The sequence below is a fragment of the Lacisediminihabitans sp. genome (genome assembly GCF_036404185.1).
GTDB lineage: Bacteria > Actinomycetota > Actinomycetes > Actinomycetales > Microbacteriaceae > Lacisediminihabitans.
In genome coordinates this window covers 39,491-59,226 of record NZ_DASWPB010000110.1, presented here as the reverse complement: position 1 = coordinate 59,226, position 19,736 = coordinate 39,491, and the positions used below count along the sequence as shown (strand labels likewise).

Here is a 19,736-nt window from a genome sequence, read left to right as displayed (position 1 = left end):
ACCGTTCTCGGCCATGGGCTTGAGCAGGATGCGCACCTCCTCCTCCGTGTAGCCGAAGGTGCGCTGCCTGCGGGTGACGGAGGCGGGCGTGTGCACGATGTGCTCGCGCTCCGGCAGGTCCTTGAGGTTGATGCGTCCGTGCTCGAGCCACTGCCCCCACGGCTCCGAGGCGGCGAGGGAGGACTTGATCTCGTCGTCCTCGATGAGGCGGCCGGCCTCCGTGTCGACGAGGAACATCTTGCCGGGGCGGAGCCTGCCCTTGCGGACCACCCTGCTCTGGTCGATCTCCAGGACGCCGATCTCGCTGGCCAGCACGACCAGGCCGTCGTCGGTGACCAGGTAGCGGCCGGGACGCAGGCCGTTCCGGTCGAGGGTCGCCCCGACAAGCGTGCCGTCGGTGAAGACGAGGGCGGCAGGGCCGTCCCACGGCTCCATCAGCATGGAGTGGTACTCGTAGAAGTCGCGGCGCGCCGGATCGATGTCGACCTGGTTCTCGTAGGCCTCCGGGACCATCATCATCATCGCGTGCGGGAGCGACCGGCCGCCGAGGTTCAACAGCTCCACCACCTCGTCGAAGGACGCGGAGTCGCTGGCTCCCGGGGTGACGATCGGGAGGATCGGGGCGAGGTCGCCGAGGAGGTCCGATTCGAGCTGGGACTGGCGCGCGCGCATCCAGTTGCGGTTGCCCTGCACGGTGTTGATCTCGCCGTTGTGGGCGATCATCCGGAACGGCTGGGCGAGCGGCCAGGACGGGAAGGTGTTCGTCGAGTAACGCGAGTGCACGAGGGCGAGCTTCGAGGCGAAGCGCTCATCGGCCAGGTCGGGGTAGAACGGCTCCAGCTGGAGCGTGGTGACCATGCCCTTGTAGACGAGGGTCCGGCAGCTCAGCGAGGGGAAGTAGACGTTCAGCTCCCGCTCCGCACGCTTGCGGAGGCGGAACGACAGCCGGTCGAGGGCGATGCCGGCGAGGTCTCCGGACTCCGAGGAGACCGCGCCGGACAGGAACAGCTGTTCGAAGGCGGGCATGGCCTCCCTGGCCAGGTTGCCGAGGACCTCCGGGCGGACCGGGACCGTTCGCCAGCCGAGGACCCGCAGGTGCTCCGCGGTCGCCAGTCGCTCGATGCCGGCCTTGATCTCCTCGCGCTCGCGGGCGTCCGTCGGGAGGAAGGCCGTGCCCACCACGTAGGCGCCCTGCGCCGGCAGCTCGAAGCCGGCGACGGCCCTCAGGAAGGCGTCGGGGATCTGGGTGACGATGCCCGCCCCGTCGCCCGTGCCGGCGTCGGAGCCGATCGCCCCGCGGTGTTCGAGATTGCGCAGCGCCCCGAGCGCCGCGTCGATGATGTCGTGCCCTGCCGTGCCGCGCAGCGTCGCGACCATGGCGAGGCCGCAGGCGTCACGCTCACGGCGCGGGTCGTACAGACCGACGGCGCCCGGTGTGGTGCCGAACCGGGAAAAGGGTGGCGGGAGAGCCATTTTCGAACCGTCCTCACGAAGAAAATGGGGCTGTGGGACGACGACGGCCCAAAGGATGAAGGCCGACGAGCCTCTGTCCGGCGCGTCCTACCTACGAATTCGTGCCAGTCCCGCTTGTGACGGTCTTCTCGGCGACCCGTGATCCAGACGCTGTTGGTGTGGTGATGCCGGCGTCGTTGCCGTCGTCATCGGTGTCTGAATAGGTGTCCTGCGAGTCTACCGCAGGCTTCGGGGACCATTCCCGCCCGGGGAGATACGGGCTCGGCTCGAGACCGGGGTGGCGGCGCGACTGGACGATGAAGATGACCAGGCCGACGACGATCGCGGCCCAGGCCGCCCAGATGTTGGTGCGCACCCCGAGGAAGATCAGGCTCGGGTCGATGCGAATCGACTCGAGGTAGCTGCGGCCGATGCCGTACCAGATGAAGTAGACGGCGATCGTCTTGCCCCACTGCAGCCGGAACCGCCTGCCGAGATAGAGGATGACCGCGACGCCGATGAGGTCCCAGATGATCTCGTAGAGGAAGGTGGGCAGGAACAGGGTCCCCGCGGGCAGGCCGACAGGCACCGCCGGATTGTCCGACTCGATCTGGAGTCCCCACGGGAGATTGGTCGGCAGACCGAAGAGTTCGTGATTGAAGTAGTTGCCGAACCGCCCGAGGGCCTGCGCGAGCAGGAGGCCGGGAGCGAGTGCGTCGGCGAAGCTCCAGAAGCGCAGACCGGTGATGCGGCACCCGATGTAGGTGCCGATGGCGCCGCCGATGAGCGCGCCGAAGATCGCGATCCCGCCCTCCCAGACGTAGAACACGGCCCAGAGGTTCTTGCCTGCCCCGAAGTAGTCGTCCGGATGGGTCAGGACGTGGAAGATGCGGGCGCCGATGATGCCGAGCACAACCGACCAGAGGGCGACGTCGAGCACGATGCCCGGCTCGGCGCCGCGCTGCTTGAGGCGTCGGTTGGTGAGGAGGGCGGCGACGACGATGCCGATGAGGATGCAGATCGCATAGGCGCGAACGTCCACGTTGAGGGTGAACCAGCCGAGCCCGATGTCCCGCAGCCATTGGCCGATGTGGAACACCTGCCAGGAGTCGCTCGGGCTGGGAATGCTCAGGGGAAGAACCAAAGTCCTGGCCCACCTTTCGTGCTGGAGCTTGCGGAGAACTAGCTAAGCGTACAGCCCGCCGCCAGGCGGGAGGCTGCGGTGGCGAGGCCGTCGAGGCCGTCGTCGGCGAGGGCCTTGACGAGCGCGGAACCGACGATCGCCCCGTCCGCATACTGCAGGACCTCGCGGACCTGGGCGGCCGTGGAGATGCCGAGACCGACGCAGGTCGAGGTCGCGCCGGCGGCACGCAGGCGGCCGACGAGGGTCTTCGCCGCGCGATCGACGTCGTGGCGGGCACCCGTCGTCCCCATCGTGGAGACGGCGTAGACGAAACCGCGGCTGCTCTCGACGGCCCGCACCAGCCGCGCATCCGTCGACGACGGGGCGGCGAGGAAGACCCGGTCGAGCCCGGTGCGCTCAGAGGCCGCGAGCCAGTCGCCGGCCTCGTCGGGCACGAGGTCGGGGGTGATCAGTCCCGCTCCCCCCGCCGCCTTCAGCTCGTCGGCGAACCGGTCGACGCCGAACTGGACGACCGGGTTCCAGTAGGTCATGACAAGGACGGGGACCGTGGTCCTCGAGGCGATCTCCGCGACCGCCTCGAAACCGTCGTGGATGCGGAAACCCCCGGCGAGGGCGCGAACGGTCGCCGCCTGGATCACCGGGCCGTCCATCACCGGATCGGAGTACGGCAGGCCGAACTCGATGACGTCGACCCCGTTCTCCGCGAGGGTCACGGCCGCCTCGATGCTCGTGCGGAGGTCGGGGAAGCCCGCGGGGAGGTAGCCGATGAGGGCGCCGCCGCTCGAGGCGGTGCGGGAGGCGATGGCGGCCTCGACCGGGGAACCGGTGGCGCTCACGCGTTGTCCCCCCGTGCGCCGCCCTCGTCGGGGAGGGTGCCGGCGGCCTCGGCGGTCAACGCCTCGGTGTCGAGGATGTCGAAGTACTTGCCGGCCGTCTCCATGTCCTTGTCGCCGCGACCGCTCAGGTTGACCAGGATGGTCGCATCCGGCCCCAGCTCCCTGCCGAGCTTGATCGTGCCGGCCAGCGCGTGCGCGGACTCGATGGCCGGGATGATGCCCTCGGTCCTCGCGAGCAGCCGCAACGCGCTCATCGCCTCGTCGTCGGTGATCGGCAGGTAGTGGGCCCTCCCGATGTCGGAGAGCCAGGCGTGCTCCGGTCCGACGCCCGGGTAGTCGAGACCGGCCGAGATGGAGTGCGACTCCATCGTCTGGCCGTCCTCGTCCTGCAGCAGGTAGCTGCGTGCGCCGTGCAGCACCCCAGGACGCCCCTTGGTGATGGTGGCGGCGTGTCTCGGCGTGTCCGCGCCCTCACCCGCCGCCTCGTAGCCGTACAGCGCGACATCGGGATCGTCGAGGAACGCATGGAAGATGCCCATCGCGTTCGACCCGCCGCCGACGCAGGCGGTGACCGCATCCGGGAGCCGGCCGGTGAGCTCGAGCACCTGCCTGCGCGCCTCCTCGCCGATGATCTTGTGGAAGTCGCGCACCATGACGGGGAACGGATGCGGGCCGGCGACGGTCCCGAGCAGGTAGTGGGTGTTGTCGACGTTCGCGACCCAGTCCCGCAGGGCCTCGTTGATCGCGTCCTTGAGCGTGCGGGAGCCCGCGGTCACCGGGATCACCACGGCGCCGAGCAGCCGCATCCTCGCCACGTTGAGCGCCTGACGCTCGGTGTCGACCTCGCCCATGTAGATGACGCAGTCCATTCCGAAGAGCGCCGCGGCCGTCGCCGTCGCGACCCCGTGCTGACCCGCGCCCGTCTCCGCGATGAGCCGGGTCTTGCCGAGCCTGCGGGCGAGCAGGGCCTGGCCGAGCACGTTGTTGATCTTGTGCGAGCCGGTGTGGTTGAGGTCCTCGCGCTTGAGGATGACCCTGGCGCCGCCCGCCCGCTCCGCGAAGCGGGGAACCTCCGTGATGATCGACGGCCGTCCCGTGTAGGTGGCGTGCAGCGCGGCGAGCTCCGCCTGGAAGAGCGGGTCGACCTTCGCTGCCCGGTAGGCCGCATCCAGCTCGTCGAGGGCGGCGATGAGCGACTCGGGGACGAATCGTCCGCCGTAGGCGCCGAAGTACGGTCCGGTCTGATCGCGAAGGGCCATCAGGCGCCGAGGAATTCTGCGAGGGTCTGCACTGGGTCTCCCGTTACGAGCGCCTCACCGACCAGCACGACGTCCGCGCCCGCCTCCCGGTAGTGCGCGACATCGGCCGCTCCCTTGACCGCGGACTCCGCGACGCGGATGACCCCGGAGGGGATCTGCCCGGCCAGCCTGCCGAAGAGGTCCTGGTCGAGTTCGAAGGTGGTCAGGTCCCTGGCGTTGACGCCGATGAGCCCGGCGCCGATGTCGAGCGCGCGGGACACCTCGTCCGCGCCGTGGGTCTCGACGAGCGCGGTCATGCCGAGGGCCGTCGCGAGGGCGAACAGGCCGGCGAGCTCGCGCTGTTCGAGGGCGGCGACGATGAGCAGGACGATGTCGGCGCCGGATGCCCGTGCCTCGAGGATCTGATACGGCTCGGCCATGAAGTCCTTGCGCAGCACGGGGACCCTGACCGCCTCGCGGACCGCCTCGAGGTCGGCGAGCGATCCGCCGAACCTCCTGCCCTCGGTGAGGACGCTGATCGCGCTGGCTCCTCCCGTCTCGTAGGAGACGGCGAGGGCCGCGGGGTCCGGGATGTCCGCGAGGGCGCCCCTGGACGGGCTGGACCGTTTGACCTCCGCGATGATCCTGACCCGGTCGGAGGGGGCGAGCGCCTCGAGCGCGTCGATGGCGGGAGGGCGGGAGAGGGCCGCGGCCTCGACCTCGGCGAACCCGCGCACCGCGCGGCGCTCCGAGGCGTCCTCGAGGGCGCCGGCAAGAAGATCGGAGAGCACCCTGCTAGTGCTCTTTCGGGGTGAGCTTCGACCCGGACACGCCGTAGCCGAGGCTCGACATGACCTTGCCGACGATGAGCCCGACGACGAGCAGGCCGACGGACGCCCAGACGATGACCGGCTGGTCGAAAAAGAAGGCGATCGTCCCGATGGTGAACGCCAGCAACATGATGATGACGGCCGTCCAGGCGGCGGGCGAGTTTCCCTCGCCCGGCTCTGAAATGTCTTCGCTCACAACTCTCCTCCGTGGGTTCAGGCACGAGTCTAGCGCGAGGTCGGATCGCTCCCGCCGCTCAACGTGTCCCAATCGGACACCGCATTCGCCTCGCCGTCCGCTGGCTCCAGCCGCACCGGCTGGTAGCGTCTGGACGAGCCGGGCCAGCGCCGACCGGTCACCAGCACCACCACGCCCAGGGCGATCGTGAGCGCCCCCACCACGAGGGTGAACCACGGCCACGCCGTCTGCGAGACGCCGACGACGAGGCGGGCGATGGACAGCCGCCCGCTGACGCCGGTCGTGCTCGTGATCAGCGCGGCCGAGGCGTGCACGGGGTCGTGGATGGCCAGGATGCTCGACAGCCCGATCGTGAAGCCGATGAGCGCCTGCAACAGGCCGAGCACGACCCGGAAGAACGGGCCGGCGATGGCCAGCGCCGCCACGAGCGCGAGTCCGGCGAGGGCGAGGGCGATCAGGCCGGGAGCCGCGACGTCGCCGCCGACGGAGATGGCGGAGGTCCCCGCCTCCGAGCCGCCGAGCCGCAGCGTGTACCACTGCCCGGTCCAGCCGAGCAGGGTGAGGCCGCTCAGCAGGATGGAGGCGATGAGACTGAGGTTCTTCAGCCCGCGCGGCCCCCTCATCCCACCCTCCTCATCGTGTTGGCCACGGCCACCGCGCGCAGGGGCGCCGCGGCCTTGTTCTGCGACTCCTGCTGCTCGGCCGCGGGATCGGAGTCGGCGACGAGGCCTGCGCCCGCCTGGACATGGGCGACGCCCCTCGAGATGCTCATGGTGCGGATCGCGATCGCCAGGTCGAGGTCGCCGGCGAAGCCGAAGTAGCCGACCACTCCCCCGTACAGCCCGCGCTGGGCGACCTCCAGCTCGTCGATGATCTCCAGCGCCCTGGGTTTCGGCGCCCCGGACAGCGTGCCGGCGGGGAAGGTCGCCCTGAACACCTCGAGCGGGGTCGCCCCGGAGCGCAGGTCGCCCTCGACCGACGAGACGAGGTGCATGATGTGGCTGAACCGCTCCACCTGCATGAACTCGCTGACTTCGACGGAGCCGGGTGCGCACACCTTGAGCAGGTCGTTGCGGGCGAGGTCCACGAGCATCAGGTGCTCCGCCCGCTCCTTGGGGTCGCCGAGCAGCTCGTCGGCGAGGGCCAGGTCCTCCTCCGGGCCGAGGCCCCGCGGTCGGGAACCGGCGATCGGGTGCATGTAGACCCGGCGATTCTCGACCTTGACCAGCGCCTCGGGGGACGAGCCGACGATCCAGTACGGCTCGCCGTCCGGCGCGACGAGGGAGAGCAGGTACATGTACGGGCTCGGGTTGAGGGTCCTCAGCACCCGATAGACGTCGATCGGCTCCGCGGTGACCTCGTGATCGAAGCGCTGGGAGATCACCACCTGGAACACGTCGCCGTCGTGGATGAACCGCTTCGACCGCTCGACGAGCAGCTGGAAGTCCTCGGCGGGGATCCGCGGCGCCGGATGCGCCGTCGCGGTCAGCTCCACCTCGGCCAGCCAGGCCTCCGCAGGTTCCGCGAGCCGCCGCTGCATGTCGTCGAGTCGCGCCTGCGCATCCGCCCACAGCTCCGCGTTCGACTCGAGGCCGTCGTTGAGCACCGTCGCGATGAGCAGGACGGTGCCCGCGCGATGGTCGACGACGACGAGCTCCGAGACGAAGCTCAGCGCCTGGCCGGGGATGTCGAAGTCCGCGGGCGGCGCGTCGGGCAGCCGCTCGATCTGGCGGATCGCCTCCCAGCCGATGAAACCGACCAACCCGCCGGTCAGCGGAGGATGGCCGGGCACGGGAGGGGTCGCCCAGCGTTCGTAGAGGTGACCGAGCGCCTCGAGCGGCGCGGTCGGCGCATCCGGTCCGAGCGCTCGCTCCCTGGGGAGCCCGTAGTCCAGCCAGGTCGCGGTGTCCCCGCTCTGGGTCAGGACGCCGAAGCTCGAGACGCCGATGAACGAGTAGCGCGACCAGATGCCGCCCTGCTCTGCCGACTCCAGGAGGAAGGTGCCTGGGCGCCCCTCCGCGAGCTTGCGGTAGATGCCGACCGGGGTCTCCCCGTCGGCGAAGAGCTCGCGTACGACGGGCACAACACGATGGCCGGCGAGGTGCGACTCGAAGGACGCCCGACCGGTGGTCTCGCTCATGAGGCCGCCTCCGGCTCCGAGCCGAGGACGGGGTCGAGCGGATCGACGTCGAAGCAGGCGTGGGCGCCCGTGTGGCAGGCCGCCCCGATCTGCTCGACCTGCACGAGGAGCGTGTCCGCGTCGCAGTCGAAGGCGGCGCCCCTGACGTACTGGCGGTGCCCTGAGGTGTCGCCCTTGCGCCAGTATTCCCGGCGCGACCGGGACCAGAAGGTGACCCGTCCCTCGGTCAGGGTCCTGCGCAGGGCCTCCTCGTCCATGTAGCCGAGCATCAGCACCTCTCGGCTGTCCCACTGCTGGATGATCGCCGGGAGCAGCCCGTCGCTGTTGAAGGTCGCTCGCGCCAGCACGGCGTCGATCGTGGTGTCCATGGCCATCACCTCACTGCGATGCCCGCGTGCGCGAGCTCCTGTTTGACGTCGCCGACTGTCAGCTCGCCGTTGTGGAAGACGGATGCGGCGAGCACGGCGTCCGCGCCCGCCCGAATCGCCGGCACGAAGTGCTCGACCGAGCCGGCGCCGCCGCTGGCGATCACCGGGACGGAGGAGAGGGCCCGCATCGCTCTCACGAGATCGAGATCGAAGCCCTGCTTCGTCCCGTCGGCGTCGATTGAGTTGACGAGCAGCTCTCCCGCGCCACGGTCGACGACCTCCCTGGCCCAGTCGAGCGCGTCCAGCCCGCTCTCCCGCCGGCCGCCGTGGGTGGTCACCACGAATCCGGATGCGGTGGTCGCCGACCTCTTCACGTCGAGGGAGAGCACCAGAACCTGCGCGCCGAAGCGGTCGGCGATCTCGCCGACCAGCCCGGGGCGCGCGATGGCCGCGCTGTTGAGCCCGACCTTGTCCGCCCCGACGGCGAGCAGCCGGGCGACGTCGTCCGCACCGCGCACGCCCCCGCCGACCGTCAGCGGGATGAAGACCTGCTCCGCCGCGGCCCTGACCACGTCGTAGGTCGTCTCCCGACCCGCGACCGTCGCCGTGACGTCGAGGAAGGTGATCTCGTCGGCACCCTGCTCGTAGTACCGGCGGGCGAGCTCGACCGGGTCGCCCGCATCTCTCAGGTTCTCGAAGTTCACACCCTTGACGACCCGGCCGTCCGCGACGTCGAGACAGGGGATGACCCGCACCGCGACCGGCACGGTCAGATCCGAGCCGCGTGGATCGGGCCGACCAGGATCGCCCTGGCACCGAGCTCGTACAGCCGGTCCATGACGTGATTCGTGTCCTCGCGGGGAACCATCACCCGCACCGCCACCCAGTCGCTGTCGCGCAGCGGGGAGACGGTCGGCGACTCGAGGCCGGGCGTGATGGCGGAGGCCGCCTCGATGAGCCTGACCGGCAGGTCGTAGTCCATGAGCACGTACTGGCGGGCGACCAGCACACCCTGCAATCGCCGTTGCAGCGTGGTGATGCCGGGCAGGTGCCGCTTGGCGCTGATCAGCACCGCTGTCGACTCCAGGATGACCGGGCCGAAGATCTCCAGTCCCTGGGCGCGGAGGGTCGACCCGGTCGAGACCACGTCGGCGACGGCATCGGCCACCCCGAGGCGCACGGCGGACTCGACCGCGCCGTCGAGCCGGACGAGCTGCGTCTCGATCCCGGCCCTGGAGAGGAAGTCGCCGACCAGGCCAGGATAGCTCGTGGCGACCCTGACGCCCCTGAGATCCTCGAGGGTCTCGAAACGACCGGCGATCCCGGCGAAGCGGAAGGTGGATCCGCCGAAGTCGAGGCTGGCGATCTCGACGGCGGTCGAGCCGGAGTCGAGCAGCAGGTCGCGCCCGGTGATCCCGACGTCGAGCGCGCCCGAGCCGACATAGGTCGCGATGTCTCGGGGCCGCAGATAGAAGAACTCGACGTCGTTGCGCGGGTCGAGGACGTTCAACGCCCTCGGATCCCGCCTGCCGGCATATCCGGCCTCCGCGAGCATCTCCGCCGCGGTCTCGCTCAGCGATCCCTTGTTGGGCACCGCGATTCTCAGCATGGGAACAGTTTCTGCATCATGGGTCTTTCGGCTCGGGTCGGTCGGATGGACGACTCAGAGATGTCGCCAGATGTCCGCAGGAGCGAGACCCTTCGCCAGCATCATGACCTGCAGGTGATACAGGAGCTGGGAGATCTCCGCCGCCGTCTCGTCGAGGGACTGGTACTCGGCGGCCATCCACACCTCCGCGGCCTCCTCGACGATCTTCTTGCCGATCGCGTGCACGCCGGCATCGAGCTCCGTCACCGTGCCGGAGCCGGCAGGACGGGACGCGGCCTTGTCGCTCAGCTCCACAAAGAGGTCGTCGAAGGTCTTCACAGCCTCAAGGCTACCGGTCTTCTGCGCCAGGAGCGGCGCGCGCGGGCGACCTCGAGCGGCTCAGCTGACGCCGAGGAGGTCGATCACGAAGATGAGGGTGCGCCCGGAGAGGCTGTGGCCCGCCCCTGCGGGGCCGTAGGCGAGAACCGGGGGAACGATCAGCTGACGGCGACCGCCGACCTTCATCCCCGGGATGCCCTGCTGCCAGCCGGCGATGAGCGCGGCGAGCGGGAAGTCCACCGACTGCCCGCGGCTCCAGGAGGAGTCGAACTCCTCGCCGGACTCGAGGTCCACCCCGAGGTAGTGGACGTCGACGGTGTCGCCCGGCTTCGCCTCCGCGCCGGTGCCGATCTCGATGTCGGTGATCACCAGCTCCTCGGGGGCCTCACCCTCGTAGAAGTCGATCTCCGGCTTGGTCTTGTTGAACTCAGTCATGGTGAACATCCAAGCAGATATTCGCGCCCCGCGGCTGCCTCAGTGCACGTGACCGGACGCGGCGGCGCGCAGCAGCGCGATCTGCTCGGCAGGCTCGCCGGCGTTGAAGACGCTCGATCCGGCGACGAAGGTGTCCGCGCCCGCCTCCGCCGCGGTGACGATGGTGCGCTCGTTGATGCCGCCGTCCACCTGCAGCCAGACGTCGAGTCCCGAGCCGCTCACCGCCTCCCTGAGGAGAGCCAGCTTGGGCATCGTCGACTCGATGAACGACTGGCCGCCGAAACCCGGCTCCACCGTCATGACCAGCACCTGGTCGAATTCCGGAAGAAGCTCGAGGTACGGCTCGATCGCCGTCCCCGGCTTCACGGCGATGCCCGCCCTCGCGCCGAGTGAGCGCAGGCGCCTGGCCAGGGTCACAGGATCCGCAGCTGCCTCCGCATGGAAGGTGACGGAGAAGGCCCCCACCTCCGCGTAACCGGGTGCCCAGCGATCCGGATCGTCGATCATCAGGTGCACGTCGAGGGGAAGCGGGCTGACCCGCTGCAGCGATTCGACCATCCGCGGGCCGAAGGTCAGGTTCGGCACGAAGTGGTTGTCCATGACGTCCACGTGGACCAGATCGGCGGTCGCGATACGACCGAGCTCCCGTTCCAGGTTCGCAAAATCCGCGGTCAGGATGCTCGGGTTGATGCGCGCTGCCATGCCCCAAGACTATCCGCCGGCCACGGTCCCGATGGTTCCCCGAGGACCTACCGGTTCGCTATGGAGCAGGTCTGCTGGTCCGCGGTCTGGCCTCCGACACCGCTGAGCACGGGGGCCGCGCCGTCCGATGGGCTCGGCGTCGCCGTTGCGGACGTGCTCGGGGACGGACTCGTCGTCGCCGTCGGGTCGAGCTCGGAGCCGATCTTCTTCACCGACGCGTCCACGGAGAACGGCTTGTCCGCCTTGATCTGGTCCATGAGCGCCGTCGCCTCCGCGGTGAGCGGGCCGACCCTGCCCGGCGCGATGCCCGGCAGGCCGGTCGCGGAGGGGTACTGGACGAAGGTGATGTTCTTCGGCGGGATGGACTTCAGCGCCTCGGCCATCGAGACGATGGTCGTGACGTTCTCCAGGCTGCTCGACAGCTGCATGTTGGTGGCGGCCGCCTTGGCGAGCGAATAGACCTTCAGCGGATTGCCGAGCACGTCGGCGGAGCGGATGGTGCGGATCATCGACGACAGGAACACCTGCTGGGAGTTGATCCTGCCGAGGTCGCTGCCGTCGCCGACCCCGTGCCGGGAGCGGAGGAACGCGAGCGCCTGAGCGCCGGAGATGGTGCTCGTTCCCGCGGGCAGCGAGAGCCCCGTGTACGGATCGTGGATCGGGGCGGTGACGCAGACGGGGACTCCCCCGATGGCGTTGGACATCTCCACGACGCCGGCGAAGTGGATCTCGCCCGCGTAGGGGATGGTGAGGCCCGTGAGCGCCTCGACCGTGAGCACGGTGCAGGCCAGTCCGCCGCGCTCGAGGGTCTCGTTGATCTGCGCGGAGGAGCTCGCAGGACTCGTCCCCGATCCGTCGGCCTTCGGACAGGCCGGGATCGGCACCATGAGGTCGCGGGGGAAGCTCACCGCGACGGCGTTGCTGTGATCGGCCGAGACGTGCAGGAGGATCGTGACGTCGTTGAGGTTCTCGCCCCGCTTGCCGTACTGGGCCTCGCCGCTTCCGTCGTCGCTGCCGGCGATGAGCACGTTGAAGCCGCCGGAGTAGTCGCCGATCGCGGGGGCCGGGCCGTCCGTCTCGTTGAGCAGGTGCACGCCGCTGCCGACGTCGCCGACGAGCTGGTATGCGCTCACGGCGGTGACGGACAGCACACTGACCAGGACGACGGCCAGCGCGCCGCCGAGATAGCCGAAGACGGTCCTGACCGGCCGGCTGCGCTTCAGCCGGCCGTGTCTGGCGACGGGGAGGGGCCCCCGACGTCGGCGTGGACGCAGCTCGCTCACGGATAACCACCTTCGATCGGAAGGTACGAGGTTAGCCTGCCCGGCCCTGTCCCACCCGAAAGAGTGCTGAACGCGGCGGCTCAGGCCTTGGCCAGCAGGCAGATGAACATGGCGTCCGTGCCGTGCCGGTGCGGCCACAGCTGCACATGCCCGTCGGAGCTCTCCCCGCGTTCGAGCGGACGCTTGGTCACCCCGTCCAGGACCGCCGCGGTGTCCAGGCGGCTGACGCCGGCCGTCCTCTTCAGCACCGCATCGACCACGAGCCGGGTCTCGGCGAGGTGGGGTGAGCAGGTCACATAGGCGAGGATTCCCCCCGGTGCCAGGGCGGCGAGGCCGGATTCGAGAAGCGCGCCCTGCAGGGCACTGAGCTCCGCGACATCGCGCGGCTGCTTGCGCCACCTGGCCTCCGGGCGACGGCGGAGCGCACCGAGGCCGGTGCACGGCGCATCCAGGAGGATCCGATCGAACTGGGCGGGCAGCCGATCGCCGATCAGGGTGCCATCCTGGACCAGCACCTGCGGCGGGTCGGGGAACACCGAGAGCGCCGTGCGCACGAGCTCGGCCCGCGCGGGGGTGATCTCGTTCGCCACGAGGGTCGCCCCTCCCAGACGGGCCTCGGCGGCCAGCAGCGCCGCCTTGCCCCCGGGGCCCGCGCAGAGGTCGAGCCATCGCTCGCCTGCCCGGATCGGCCTTGCCCTGCTGAGCGCGAGCGCGGCCAGCTGCGAGCCCTCATCCTGCACCCTGGCCCTGCCCTCGTGAACGGCTGGCCAGAGGGCCGGATCGCCCCCGTCGCTCACCGCGGCCACCGGGGAGTACTTTGCCTTCTGGGTGCCGCGGATGTCCGAGATGGTCGCGAGCCCGGGGAGCGCGACGAGGCTCACCCTCGGCGCGAAGTTATCGGCGATGAGCAGGTCCTCGAGTTCTTCTTCCCGTCCCTCGGCGGCGAGGACCTGTCGGAAGGCCCGCACGATCCAGACCGGATGGGAGTGCTCGAGCGACAGGCGCTCGTCGTCGTTCCGCGGCTTCGCCAACACCCGCTCGTGCCAGTCGTCCGGTGCGCTCCTGGCGATGGTCCTCAGCACGCCGTTGACAAAACCGGTCGCCGATCGCGACCCCACCTCCCTGGCGAGCGAGACCGCCTCGTCGACGGCCGCGTGCTGGGCGACCCGCATCGACAGCAGCTGGTGGGCGCCGAGATGGAGGACGTCGAGGATCGGCGGATCGATCTCTCCCACCGGCCGGTTCGCCGCGAGCTCAATGACCGCGTCGTAGTAGCCCTGCTGCCGGAGCGTCCCATAGGTCAGCTCCGTCGCCAGGGCGGCGTCCTGCGGTGTCAGCCTCGCCCGTTCGAGCTTGACCGGCAGCAGGAGGTTCGCGTACGCATCCGATTCCCTGACCGCCAGGATGACCTCGAGCGCGACCCGTCTGGCCGGCTGCACCCGTCCGGAGGGCTGCGCGGTGCGGCTCCGGTCGCTCACTCCGCCACCGCCGCGCCCGCCGGCCGTCCCCGCCACCAGTCGACCGCCCGCATGGGCCTCTTCCCCGCCGGATGCACGGTGATCAGCTCGATCGGCGAGCTCGCGGTGCCGACGAGCAGCCGGCCGTCGGCGAGGGAGAACCGCCCCGGCGCGAGCGGCGCGGCGTCGTGGGCGATCCGCGCCTCCACGACCTTGAGCCTCAGGCCGCCGACGGTCGTGAACGCGCCGGGCTCCGGCGTCACCCCGCGGAACCGATTGAGGACCTCCCCGGCGGTCTCCGTCCAGCGCAGGCGGCCGTCCTCGAGCTCCAGCTTGGGGGCGAGGGTCACGTCGCCGCTCTGGGCCTCCGCGCGCGCGGTGCCGTCGGCGATCGCGTCGACGACCCCGAGCAACAGCTGCGCGCCGGACACCGCGAGCGAGTCGAGCAGCTCCCCCGCCGTCTCGTCCGGCCGGATCGCCTGCGTCAGCGTGCCGTAGACGTCTCCCGCGTCGAGGTCGGGGACGAGCTGGAAGACGGATGCGCCCGTGATGTCGTCTCCGGCGATGATGGCCCGCTGGACGGGCGCCGCGCCACGCCACCGCGGGAGCAGCGAGAAGTGCAGGTTGATCCAGCCGAGGCGCGGCGCGGACAACAGCGGCTCGCGGACCAGGCCGCCGTAGGCAACGATGACCCCGAGGTCGGGCCGGAGGGCGGTGATCGCCTCCGTCGCCGGTCCGGCCAGCCGATTCGCCTTGATGACGGGAAGGGCCAGTTCCTCCGCCGCCACGGCGACGGGGGTGGCGGTCAGCTCGCGCCGCCTGCCGGTGGGCGAGTCCTCCCTGGTGACGACGGCCGCGACCTCGTGCCGGCTCGCGGAGAGGGTGGACAGGCCGGGGACCGCGGCGGCAGGGCTGCCCGCGAAGACGATGACGAGGTCAGGCATGGGTGATCGTCTCGGTCATGTCGCTCTTTCGTGGCTCGCACCGGCTCAGGCGCCGTCGAACGACAGGGGGTCGTCGAAGTGCACTTTCAGTGTAGGCAGTGCCGGACGGCCCGCCGTTCCCCCCGCCCGCTTGCGCCGGTCGACCGCGGCCCGGATCACCTCGGCCCGCAGGGCGGAGGACACGGCGGCACCCTCGCCGTAGTCGAACCGCACGATCGCCCTGACGGTGCCGTCGGCGAGGTCGACCGGGCCGAGGATCTCCACCCGCTCGATGCCGGCGACGGCCGCGAGGGCGGTCTCCACCGTCTCGACCGAGCCGCTCACCGTGGCCACCCTGACCGCGGGGGGAAAGCGCAGTCGGCGCCGGTCGGCCAGCTCTGCCCGCGCGTAGTCCGCCCCCCGCCAGGTGGCCAGGGCGGAGGCGAGGGCTCCCCCGACGCCGACGAGCACGGTCGGCGCACCCGGGGCGGCGAGGGCGATGGCATTGGACCACCAGCGCAGGCAGTCCTCGCCGACGCGGAGGCTCTCCCTGGCGATCATCCGCTCCCCGTCGAGCAGCAGCACCGCCCGGTATCCCCCCGCCGCGATCGGCTCCGCTCCCCTGGTCGCGATGACGAGGGCCGGCTCCGCGCCGACGGCGAGGATCGGCCGGTCGCCGTCGGCCACGATCACCCTGACCCCCGGAAAGGCCCGACCGAGGTCCTCCGCGGTGCGGCCGGCCCCCTGGCCGACCAGCCGCAGCCGGGTGCCGTCGCAGGCGGAGCAGTGCCAGTCGGTGGCGAGGGCGCCGCACCAGCCGCAGGCGGGCGTCGATCGCGCGCTCCTCAGGCCGAGCGGTCCCTCGCATCTCAGGCATCTCGCCGACTGCCCGCAGCTGTCGCACGCCAGCCGCGGCGCGTAACCCGGGCGCGCGACCTGCACGAGCACCGGCCCGTGCTCGAGCGCCGATCGGGCTTCCCGCCAGGCCGTCGAGGGGATCCGCGCCTGCGCGGCGAGCCGGTCCTGCGAGGTCTGCTGCGCGGTGGGGATGACCTTGGGCAGGTAGGCGCGCTCCGGCGAGATCTCGCCCAGCCAGCCGAGCTCCACGAGACGCTGGACCTCCGTGCTCCTGGCGTGGGAGAGCAGCAGCAGCGCACAGCCCTGCTCCTGCTGGCGGACGAGGGCGGCGTCGCGGGTGTGCACGTAGGGGCTCAACGGCTCGGAGTGCAGCGGGTCGCCGTCGTCCCAGATCGCGATCATCGCCAGACGGCTGGCCGGGGCGTAGACCGCCGACCGATTGCCGACGATCACCAGCGGCGTGTCCTCCAGGCACGCCAGGAAGGAACGATAGCGGTCGGGGTTCGACTGCTTCGCGTCGAGCCGCACGATCCGATCCGGGGGAAGGACCGCCTCGAGGGCCGCGACGAGCTGCTCCTGATCGCGATAGTCGGGCACGGCGAGGATGGCCGATCCCTGGCGGGCGATGGCGTGCGTCGCCGCAGCCGCCATGGTCACCGCCCAGTGGCCGACCCAGCGGCCGCCACCGAGGTCGACCACCCTGGGCGGCGCATCCACGGCGAACCGGCCGCCCGAGGCGATCGCCGACTCGACGGCCGCAGCGTCGAACGAGGTCAGCTCGGCGGGGAGGACCTCGGAGGCCGGGGCGCCGGCCTCCTTCGCGAGCCAGGCCTTCTCGACCCGCACCTGTCGCTTCGGGACGGCGAGACGGACGACGTCGCTCGCGGTGCCCGCCGCGCGGTCGGCCACCTGTCTCGCCAACCGCCAGACCTCCGGGGTGAGCACGGGAACGGAAGAGACGACGGACTCCAGATCGCTGAGGACCCCGGCGAAACCGGCCGTCTCGACGACCTCGATGAGGAATCCGTCAGCGACGCGTCCCGCGGACCGGAGCGGCACCCGGACGCGCACGCCGGGCACGGCGGAGGCGGCCAGGGATGGCGGGATCCGGTAGTCGAACAGCCGGTCGAGCTGGGGCAGCGGCGAGTCGATCAGCACACGCCCGACGGTGCCGACCTGCGGGCTCGCCGCGGCCGCCACGGCTAGACCCCGGCTACGCTGCGCAGCGCGTCGACCCGGTCGAGACGCTCCCAGGTGAAATCGGGCAGCTCGCGGCCGAAGTGGCCGTAGGTCGAGGTCTGGGCGTAGATCGGACGGAGCAGATCGAGGTCGCGGATGATGGCGGCCGGGCGCAGGTCGAAGACCTCTCTGATGGCCTCGATGATGGACTCCTCGGCGACGTGCGCGGTGCCGAAGGACTCGACGTAGAGCCCGACCGGCGCGGCCTTGCCGATCGCGTAGGCCACCTGCACCTCAAGCCGGTCGGCGAGGCCGGCGGCGACGACGTTCTTGGCGACCCAGCGCATGGCGTAGGCCGCGGAACGGTCGACCTTCGACGGGTCCTTCCCGCTGAACGCCCCGCCTCCGTGGCGGCTCGCTCCGCCGTAGGTGTCGACGATGATCTTCCTGCCGGTGAGGCCGGCATCGCCCTGGGGGCCGCCGATCTCGAATCGGCCGGTGGGGTTGATGAGGATGCGCGGATCGACGCTGTCGAGCTCGATGCGTCCGAGAACGGGACGGATGACGAGCTCCTCGATCTCCGCCCGCAGGGTCTCCGTGCTCACGCGCGGAGAGTGCTGCGTCGACAGCACGACGGTCTCGACGGTGCGCGGCACGATCCCGTCGTAGCCGACCGTGACCTGGGTCTTGCCGTCCGGACGCAGATAGTCGAGCTCTCCGCGCTTGCGCACCTCGGCGAGCCGCTCCGCGAGCCGATGGGCGAGCCAGATCGGCACCGGCATGTACTGCGGGGTCTCCGTCGTCGCATACCCGAACATGATGCCCTGATCCCCCGCCCCCTGCCGGTCGAGGTCGTCGGCGCTGGACTCCTCACGGCTCTCGAAGGCGTCGTCGACCCCCTGAGCGATGTCCGGCGACTGGCCGCCGATCGAGATGGACACCCCGCACGAACGACCGTCGAACCACACGTCGGACGAGTTGTAGCCGATGTCCCAGATGCGGTTACGCACGATCGAGGGGATGTCGACGTAGCCGGAGGTCGTGACCTCGCCGGCGACGTGGACGAGCCCCGTGGTGACGAGCGTCTCCACCGCGACGCGGCTGTGCGGGTCGACGGCGAGCAACGCATCCAGGATGCTGTCGGAGATCTGGTCGCAGATCTTGTCAGGGTGACCCTCCGTCACGGATTCGGAGGTGAAGAGACGTAATGGTCCCTGGGATGCCGCGCTCATGATGTGCCCCGCTCGAAAAAGGATGTCCGCCTGCGGCGGGTTGGTCAGGCCAGCAGGTCGAGTAGCCGATCGGCCACCGACTCCTTGCTGCCCGAGGCCTCCATCACTATATCTCCGGCCGCGTCGAGCACCAGGACGGTATTACTCTCGGTGGCGAAACCCTCGTTCCAGCCCACCCTGTTGACAACCAGGAAGTCGCTGCCCTTGCGGGCGATCTTCTCCCGGCCAAGGGCCAGCAGCCGTTCGTCGTCCGGTTCCGTCTCCGCGGCGAAGCCGACGACGACCTGTCCTGGGCGGCGGGAGGCGGCGAGCCCGGCGAGGATGTCCGGGTTCCTCACGAGCTCGACGGTCAGCCTGTCGCCCTGGGTCTCCTTCTTGATCTTGGACTCCGCGATCGTCTCCGGGCGGTAGTCGGCGACGGCGGCCGCCATGATCACGAGGTCGGACCCGGGCGCGGCGTCGGTCACGGCCGCCTCCAGCTCGAGGGTGGAGACGACGTGTCTCACCGTCATCGATGCCGGTGCCGTCACCTCGAGATTGGCGCCGATCAGGGTGACGGCGGCCCCGCGGGCGGCGGCCGCGGCCGCGATGGCGAGCCCCTGCCTGCCGCTCGAGCGGTTGCCGACGAAACGCACCGGATCGAGCGCCTCCCGCGTCCCGCCTGCGGTCACGAGGACCCGCCTGCCCTCCAGGTCCCTCGGCCGCAGCACCGCGAGGGCGGCGGCGACGATCTCCTCCGGCTCGGCGAGGCGTCCAGCGCCGGAGTCCGAGCCGGTGAGCCGGCCGACGGCCGGGCCGACGATCGTCATGCCGCGCGAGCGCAGGGTGGCGACGTTGGCGACGGTCGCCGGATTGGACCACATCTCGGTGTGCATCGCGGGGGCGATGACGACGGGTGCCGCGCTCGCGAGCACCGTGGTGCCCAGCAGGTCGCCGGCGAGTCCCGCCGCGAGTCCGGCGATGGTGTTCGCCGTCGCGGGGACGATGACGATGAGATCGGCCGCCTGCCCGATCGCCACGTGCCTCACCTGGGCGACACCCTCGTAGAGGTCGGTCTCGACGACGTTGCGACTGATCGCCTCGAAGGTGGGTTTGCCCACGAATCTCAGCGCGGCATCCGTCGCCACGACGTGGACGTCGTGGCCGGCGAGCACAAAGGCACGGACGACCGCCACCGCCTTATAGGCGGCGATGCCACCGGTGACGCCGACGACGATGGTGAGCCGATGGCCCACGTCGTGACCGGCCATGCGACGGGCTCCGCTACTCGACGGGTTCGGCCAGCGCCTTGACGACGAGCTTGTCCTCGTTGATCTCGTGCAGCGCCACGGACAGCGGCTTGTCGTCGATGGTCGAGTCGACGAGCGGTCCGACGTTGTCGAACAGGCTGCCCTCGTGGAGGTCGGCGTAGTAATCGTTGATCTGACGGGCACGCTTGGAGGCGAAGATCACGAGGGCGTACTTCGAGTCGACCTTCGACAGCAGCTCGTCGATGGGCGGATCGATGATGCCCTTGGCGCGTTCAACCATGCGTAA

At 70.5% G+C, this 19,736-nt stretch carries 20 protein-coding genes and 1 pseudogene; all 21 read right to left on the bottom strand.

All coding sequences use genetic code 11. The features are described 5' to 3' along the window. Positions 1-1,473, bottom strand: a pseudogene (locus VGC18_RS08345) (glutamate synthase subunit alpha); the annotation flags it as partial. 91 nt (positions 1,474-1,564) lie between these two features. Beyond that, entirely contained in the window at positions 1,565-2,596 is a 1,032-nt protein-coding gene (lgt, locus tag VGC18_RS08340; protein WP_414672869.1) for a prolipoprotein diacylglyceryl transferase, read from the bottom strand. Positions 2,597-2,634: 38 nt separating this feature from the next. Beyond that, the gene (gene trpA, locus VGC18_RS08335) at positions 2,635-3,432 is read right to left on the bottom strand and encodes a tryptophan synthase subunit alpha (RefSeq protein WP_331096192.1); all 798 of its coding nucleotides are present in this window, start codon (positions 3,430-3,432) and stop codon (positions 2,635-2,637) included. After that, on the bottom strand, positions 3,429-4,691 hold the full coding sequence (trpB, locus tag VGC18_RS08330) for a tryptophan synthase subunit beta (protein ID WP_331096190.1): 1,263 nt from the start codon (positions 4,689-4,691) through the stop codon (positions 3,429-3,431). Before trpB ends, trpA begins: the two co-directional genes overlap by 4 nt. Next, a complete protein-coding gene (gene trpC, locus VGC18_RS08325; RefSeq protein ID WP_331096188.1) occupies positions 4,691-5,461 on the bottom strand; it encodes an indole-3-glycerol phosphate synthase TrpC in 771 nt (256 codons plus the stop codon). Before trpC ends, trpB begins: the two co-directional genes overlap by 1 nt. Before the next feature lie 4 nt (positions 5,462-5,465). Further along, a complete protein-coding gene (locus VGC18_RS08320) occupies positions 5,466-5,696 on the bottom strand; it encodes a DUF6704 family protein (protein ID WP_331096186.1) in 231 nt (76 codons plus the stop codon). Between the two features lie 29 nt (positions 5,697-5,725). After that, positions 5,726-6,319, bottom strand: coding sequence for a Trp biosynthesis-associated membrane protein (locus tag VGC18_RS08315; RefSeq protein ID WP_331096184.1), 594 nt, complete (start codon positions 6,317-6,319; stop codon positions 5,726-5,728). Continuing rightward, positions 6,316-7,836, bottom strand: coding sequence for an anthranilate synthase component I (locus VGC18_RS08310; protein WP_331096182.1), 1,521 nt, complete (start codon positions 7,834-7,836; stop codon positions 6,316-6,318). The genes VGC18_RS08315 and VGC18_RS08310 overlap by 4 nt, the downstream gene beginning before the upstream one ends. Beyond that, complete coding sequence (hisI, locus tag VGC18_RS08305; protein ID WP_331096180.1) at positions 7,833-8,204, bottom strand: phosphoribosyl-AMP cyclohydrolase; 372 nt, start codon at positions 8,202-8,204, stop codon at positions 7,833-7,835. Before hisI ends, VGC18_RS08310 begins: the two co-directional genes overlap by 4 nt. A gap of 5 nt (positions 8,205-8,209) precedes the next feature. Next, positions 8,210-8,971 (bottom strand): imidazole glycerol phosphate synthase subunit HisF, encoded by a 762-nt coding sequence (gene hisF, locus VGC18_RS08300; RefSeq protein WP_331096178.1) that lies wholly within the window; start codon positions 8,969-8,971, stop codon positions 8,210-8,212. 2 nt (positions 8,972-8,973) lie between these two features. Beyond that, positions 8,974-9,813 carry an ATP phosphoribosyltransferase gene (hisG, locus tag VGC18_RS08295; RefSeq protein ID WP_331096176.1) on the bottom strand — a complete coding sequence of 280 codons (840 nt, stop codon included), beginning with the start codon at positions 9,811-9,813 and terminating at the stop codon, positions 8,974-8,976. Between the two features lie 54 nt (positions 9,814-9,867). Continuing rightward, positions 9,868-10,131, bottom strand: coding sequence for a phosphoribosyl-ATP diphosphatase (locus tag VGC18_RS08290; RefSeq protein WP_331096174.1), 264 nt, complete (start codon positions 10,129-10,131; stop codon positions 9,868-9,870). Positions 10,132-10,191: 60 nt separating this feature from the next. Beyond that, the gene (locus tag VGC18_RS08285) at positions 10,192-10,566 is read right to left on the bottom strand and encodes an FKBP-type peptidyl-prolyl cis-trans isomerase (protein ID WP_331096172.1); all 375 of its coding nucleotides are present in this window, start codon (positions 10,564-10,566) and stop codon (positions 10,192-10,194) included. 39 nt (positions 10,567-10,605) lie between these two features. Next, positions 10,606-11,268 (bottom strand): ribulose-phosphate 3-epimerase, encoded by a 663-nt coding sequence (gene rpe / locus VGC18_RS08280; RefSeq protein ID WP_331096170.1) that lies wholly within the window; start codon positions 11,266-11,268, stop codon positions 10,606-10,608. Positions 11,269-11,315: 47 nt separating this feature from the next. After that, a complete protein-coding gene (locus VGC18_RS08275) occupies positions 11,316-12,551 on the bottom strand; it encodes an LCP family protein (RefSeq protein ID WP_331096168.1) in 1,236 nt (411 codons plus the stop codon). An 80-nt stretch (positions 12,552-12,631) separates the two neighbouring features. Next, positions 12,632-14,029: an RsmB/NOP family class I SAM-dependent RNA methyltransferase gene (locus VGC18_RS08270; protein WP_331096166.1), complete on the bottom strand. Its 1,398-nt coding sequence runs from the start codon at positions 14,027-14,029 to the stop codon at positions 12,632-12,634. Next, complete coding sequence (fmt, locus tag VGC18_RS08265; protein ID WP_331096164.1) at positions 14,026-14,952, bottom strand: methionyl-tRNA formyltransferase; 927 nt, start codon at positions 14,950-14,952, stop codon at positions 14,026-14,028. Before fmt ends, VGC18_RS08270 begins: the two co-directional genes overlap by 4 nt. A 45-nt stretch (positions 14,953-14,997) precedes the next feature. Next, the gene (locus VGC18_RS08260; RefSeq protein ID WP_331096162.1) at positions 14,998-16,989 is read right to left on the bottom strand and encodes a primosomal protein N'; all 1,992 of its coding nucleotides are present in this window, start codon (positions 16,987-16,989) and stop codon (positions 14,998-15,000) included. Between the two features lie 2 nt (positions 16,990-16,991). Further along, positions 16,992-18,200: a methionine adenosyltransferase gene (gene metK / locus VGC18_RS08255; protein WP_331096160.1), complete on the bottom strand. Its 1,209-nt coding sequence runs from the start codon at positions 18,198-18,200 to the stop codon at positions 16,992-16,994. Positions 18,201-18,244: 44 nt separating this feature from the next. Beyond that, a complete protein-coding gene (gene coaBC / locus VGC18_RS08250) occupies positions 18,245-19,450 on the bottom strand; it encodes a bifunctional phosphopantothenoylcysteine decarboxylase/phosphopantothenate--cysteine ligase CoaBC (RefSeq protein WP_331096158.1) in 1,206 nt (401 codons plus the stop codon). A gap of 13 nt (positions 19,451-19,463) precedes the next feature. After that, complete coding sequence (gene rpoZ / locus VGC18_RS08245) at positions 19,464-19,730, bottom strand: DNA-directed RNA polymerase subunit omega (protein ID WP_331096156.1); 267 nt, start codon at positions 19,728-19,730, stop codon at positions 19,464-19,466. Positions 19,731-19,736 lie beyond the last annotated feature (6 nt).

Coding starts and splice junctions, on each gene's coding strand:
- trpB (WP_331096190.1), bottom strand. CDS start 4,691: ATGGCCCTTCGCGATCAGACCGGACCGTACTTCGGCGCCTACGGCGGA.
- VGC18_RS08315 (WP_331096184.1), bottom strand. CDS start 6,319: ATGAGGGGGCCGCGCGGGCTGAAGAACCTCAGTCTCATCGCCTCCATC.
- VGC18_RS08310 (WP_331096182.1), bottom strand. CDS start 7,836: ATGAGCGAGACCACCGGTCGGGCGTCCTTCGAGTCGCACCTCGCCGGC.
- hisI (WP_331096180.1), bottom strand. CDS start 8,204: ATGGACACCACGATCGACGCCGTGCTGGCGCGAGCGACCTTCAACAGC.
- hisG (WP_331096176.1), bottom strand. CDS start 9,813: ATGCTGAGAATCGCGGTGCCCAACAAGGGATCGCTGAGCGAGACCGCG.
- VGC18_RS08285 (WP_331096172.1), bottom strand. CDS start 10,566: ATGACTGAGTTCAACAAGACCAAGCCGGAGATCGACTTCTACGAGGGT.
- rpe (WP_331096170.1), bottom strand. CDS start 11,268: ATGGCAGCGCGCATCAACCCGAGCATCCTGACCGCGGATTTTGCGAAC.
- fmt (WP_331096164.1), bottom strand. CDS start 14,952: ATGCCTGACCTCGTCATCGTCTTCGCGGGCAGCCCTGCCGCCGCGGTC.
- metK (WP_331096160.1), bottom strand. CDS start 18,200: ATGAGCGCGGCATCCCAGGGACCATTACGTCTCTTCACCTCCGAATCC.
- coaBC (WP_331096158.1), bottom strand. CDS start 19,450: ATGGCCGGTCACGACGTGGGCCATCGGCTCACCATCGTCGTCGGCGTC.
- rpoZ (WP_331096156.1), bottom strand. CDS start 19,730: ATGGTTGAACGCGCCAAGGGCATCATCGATCCGCCCATCGACGAGCTG.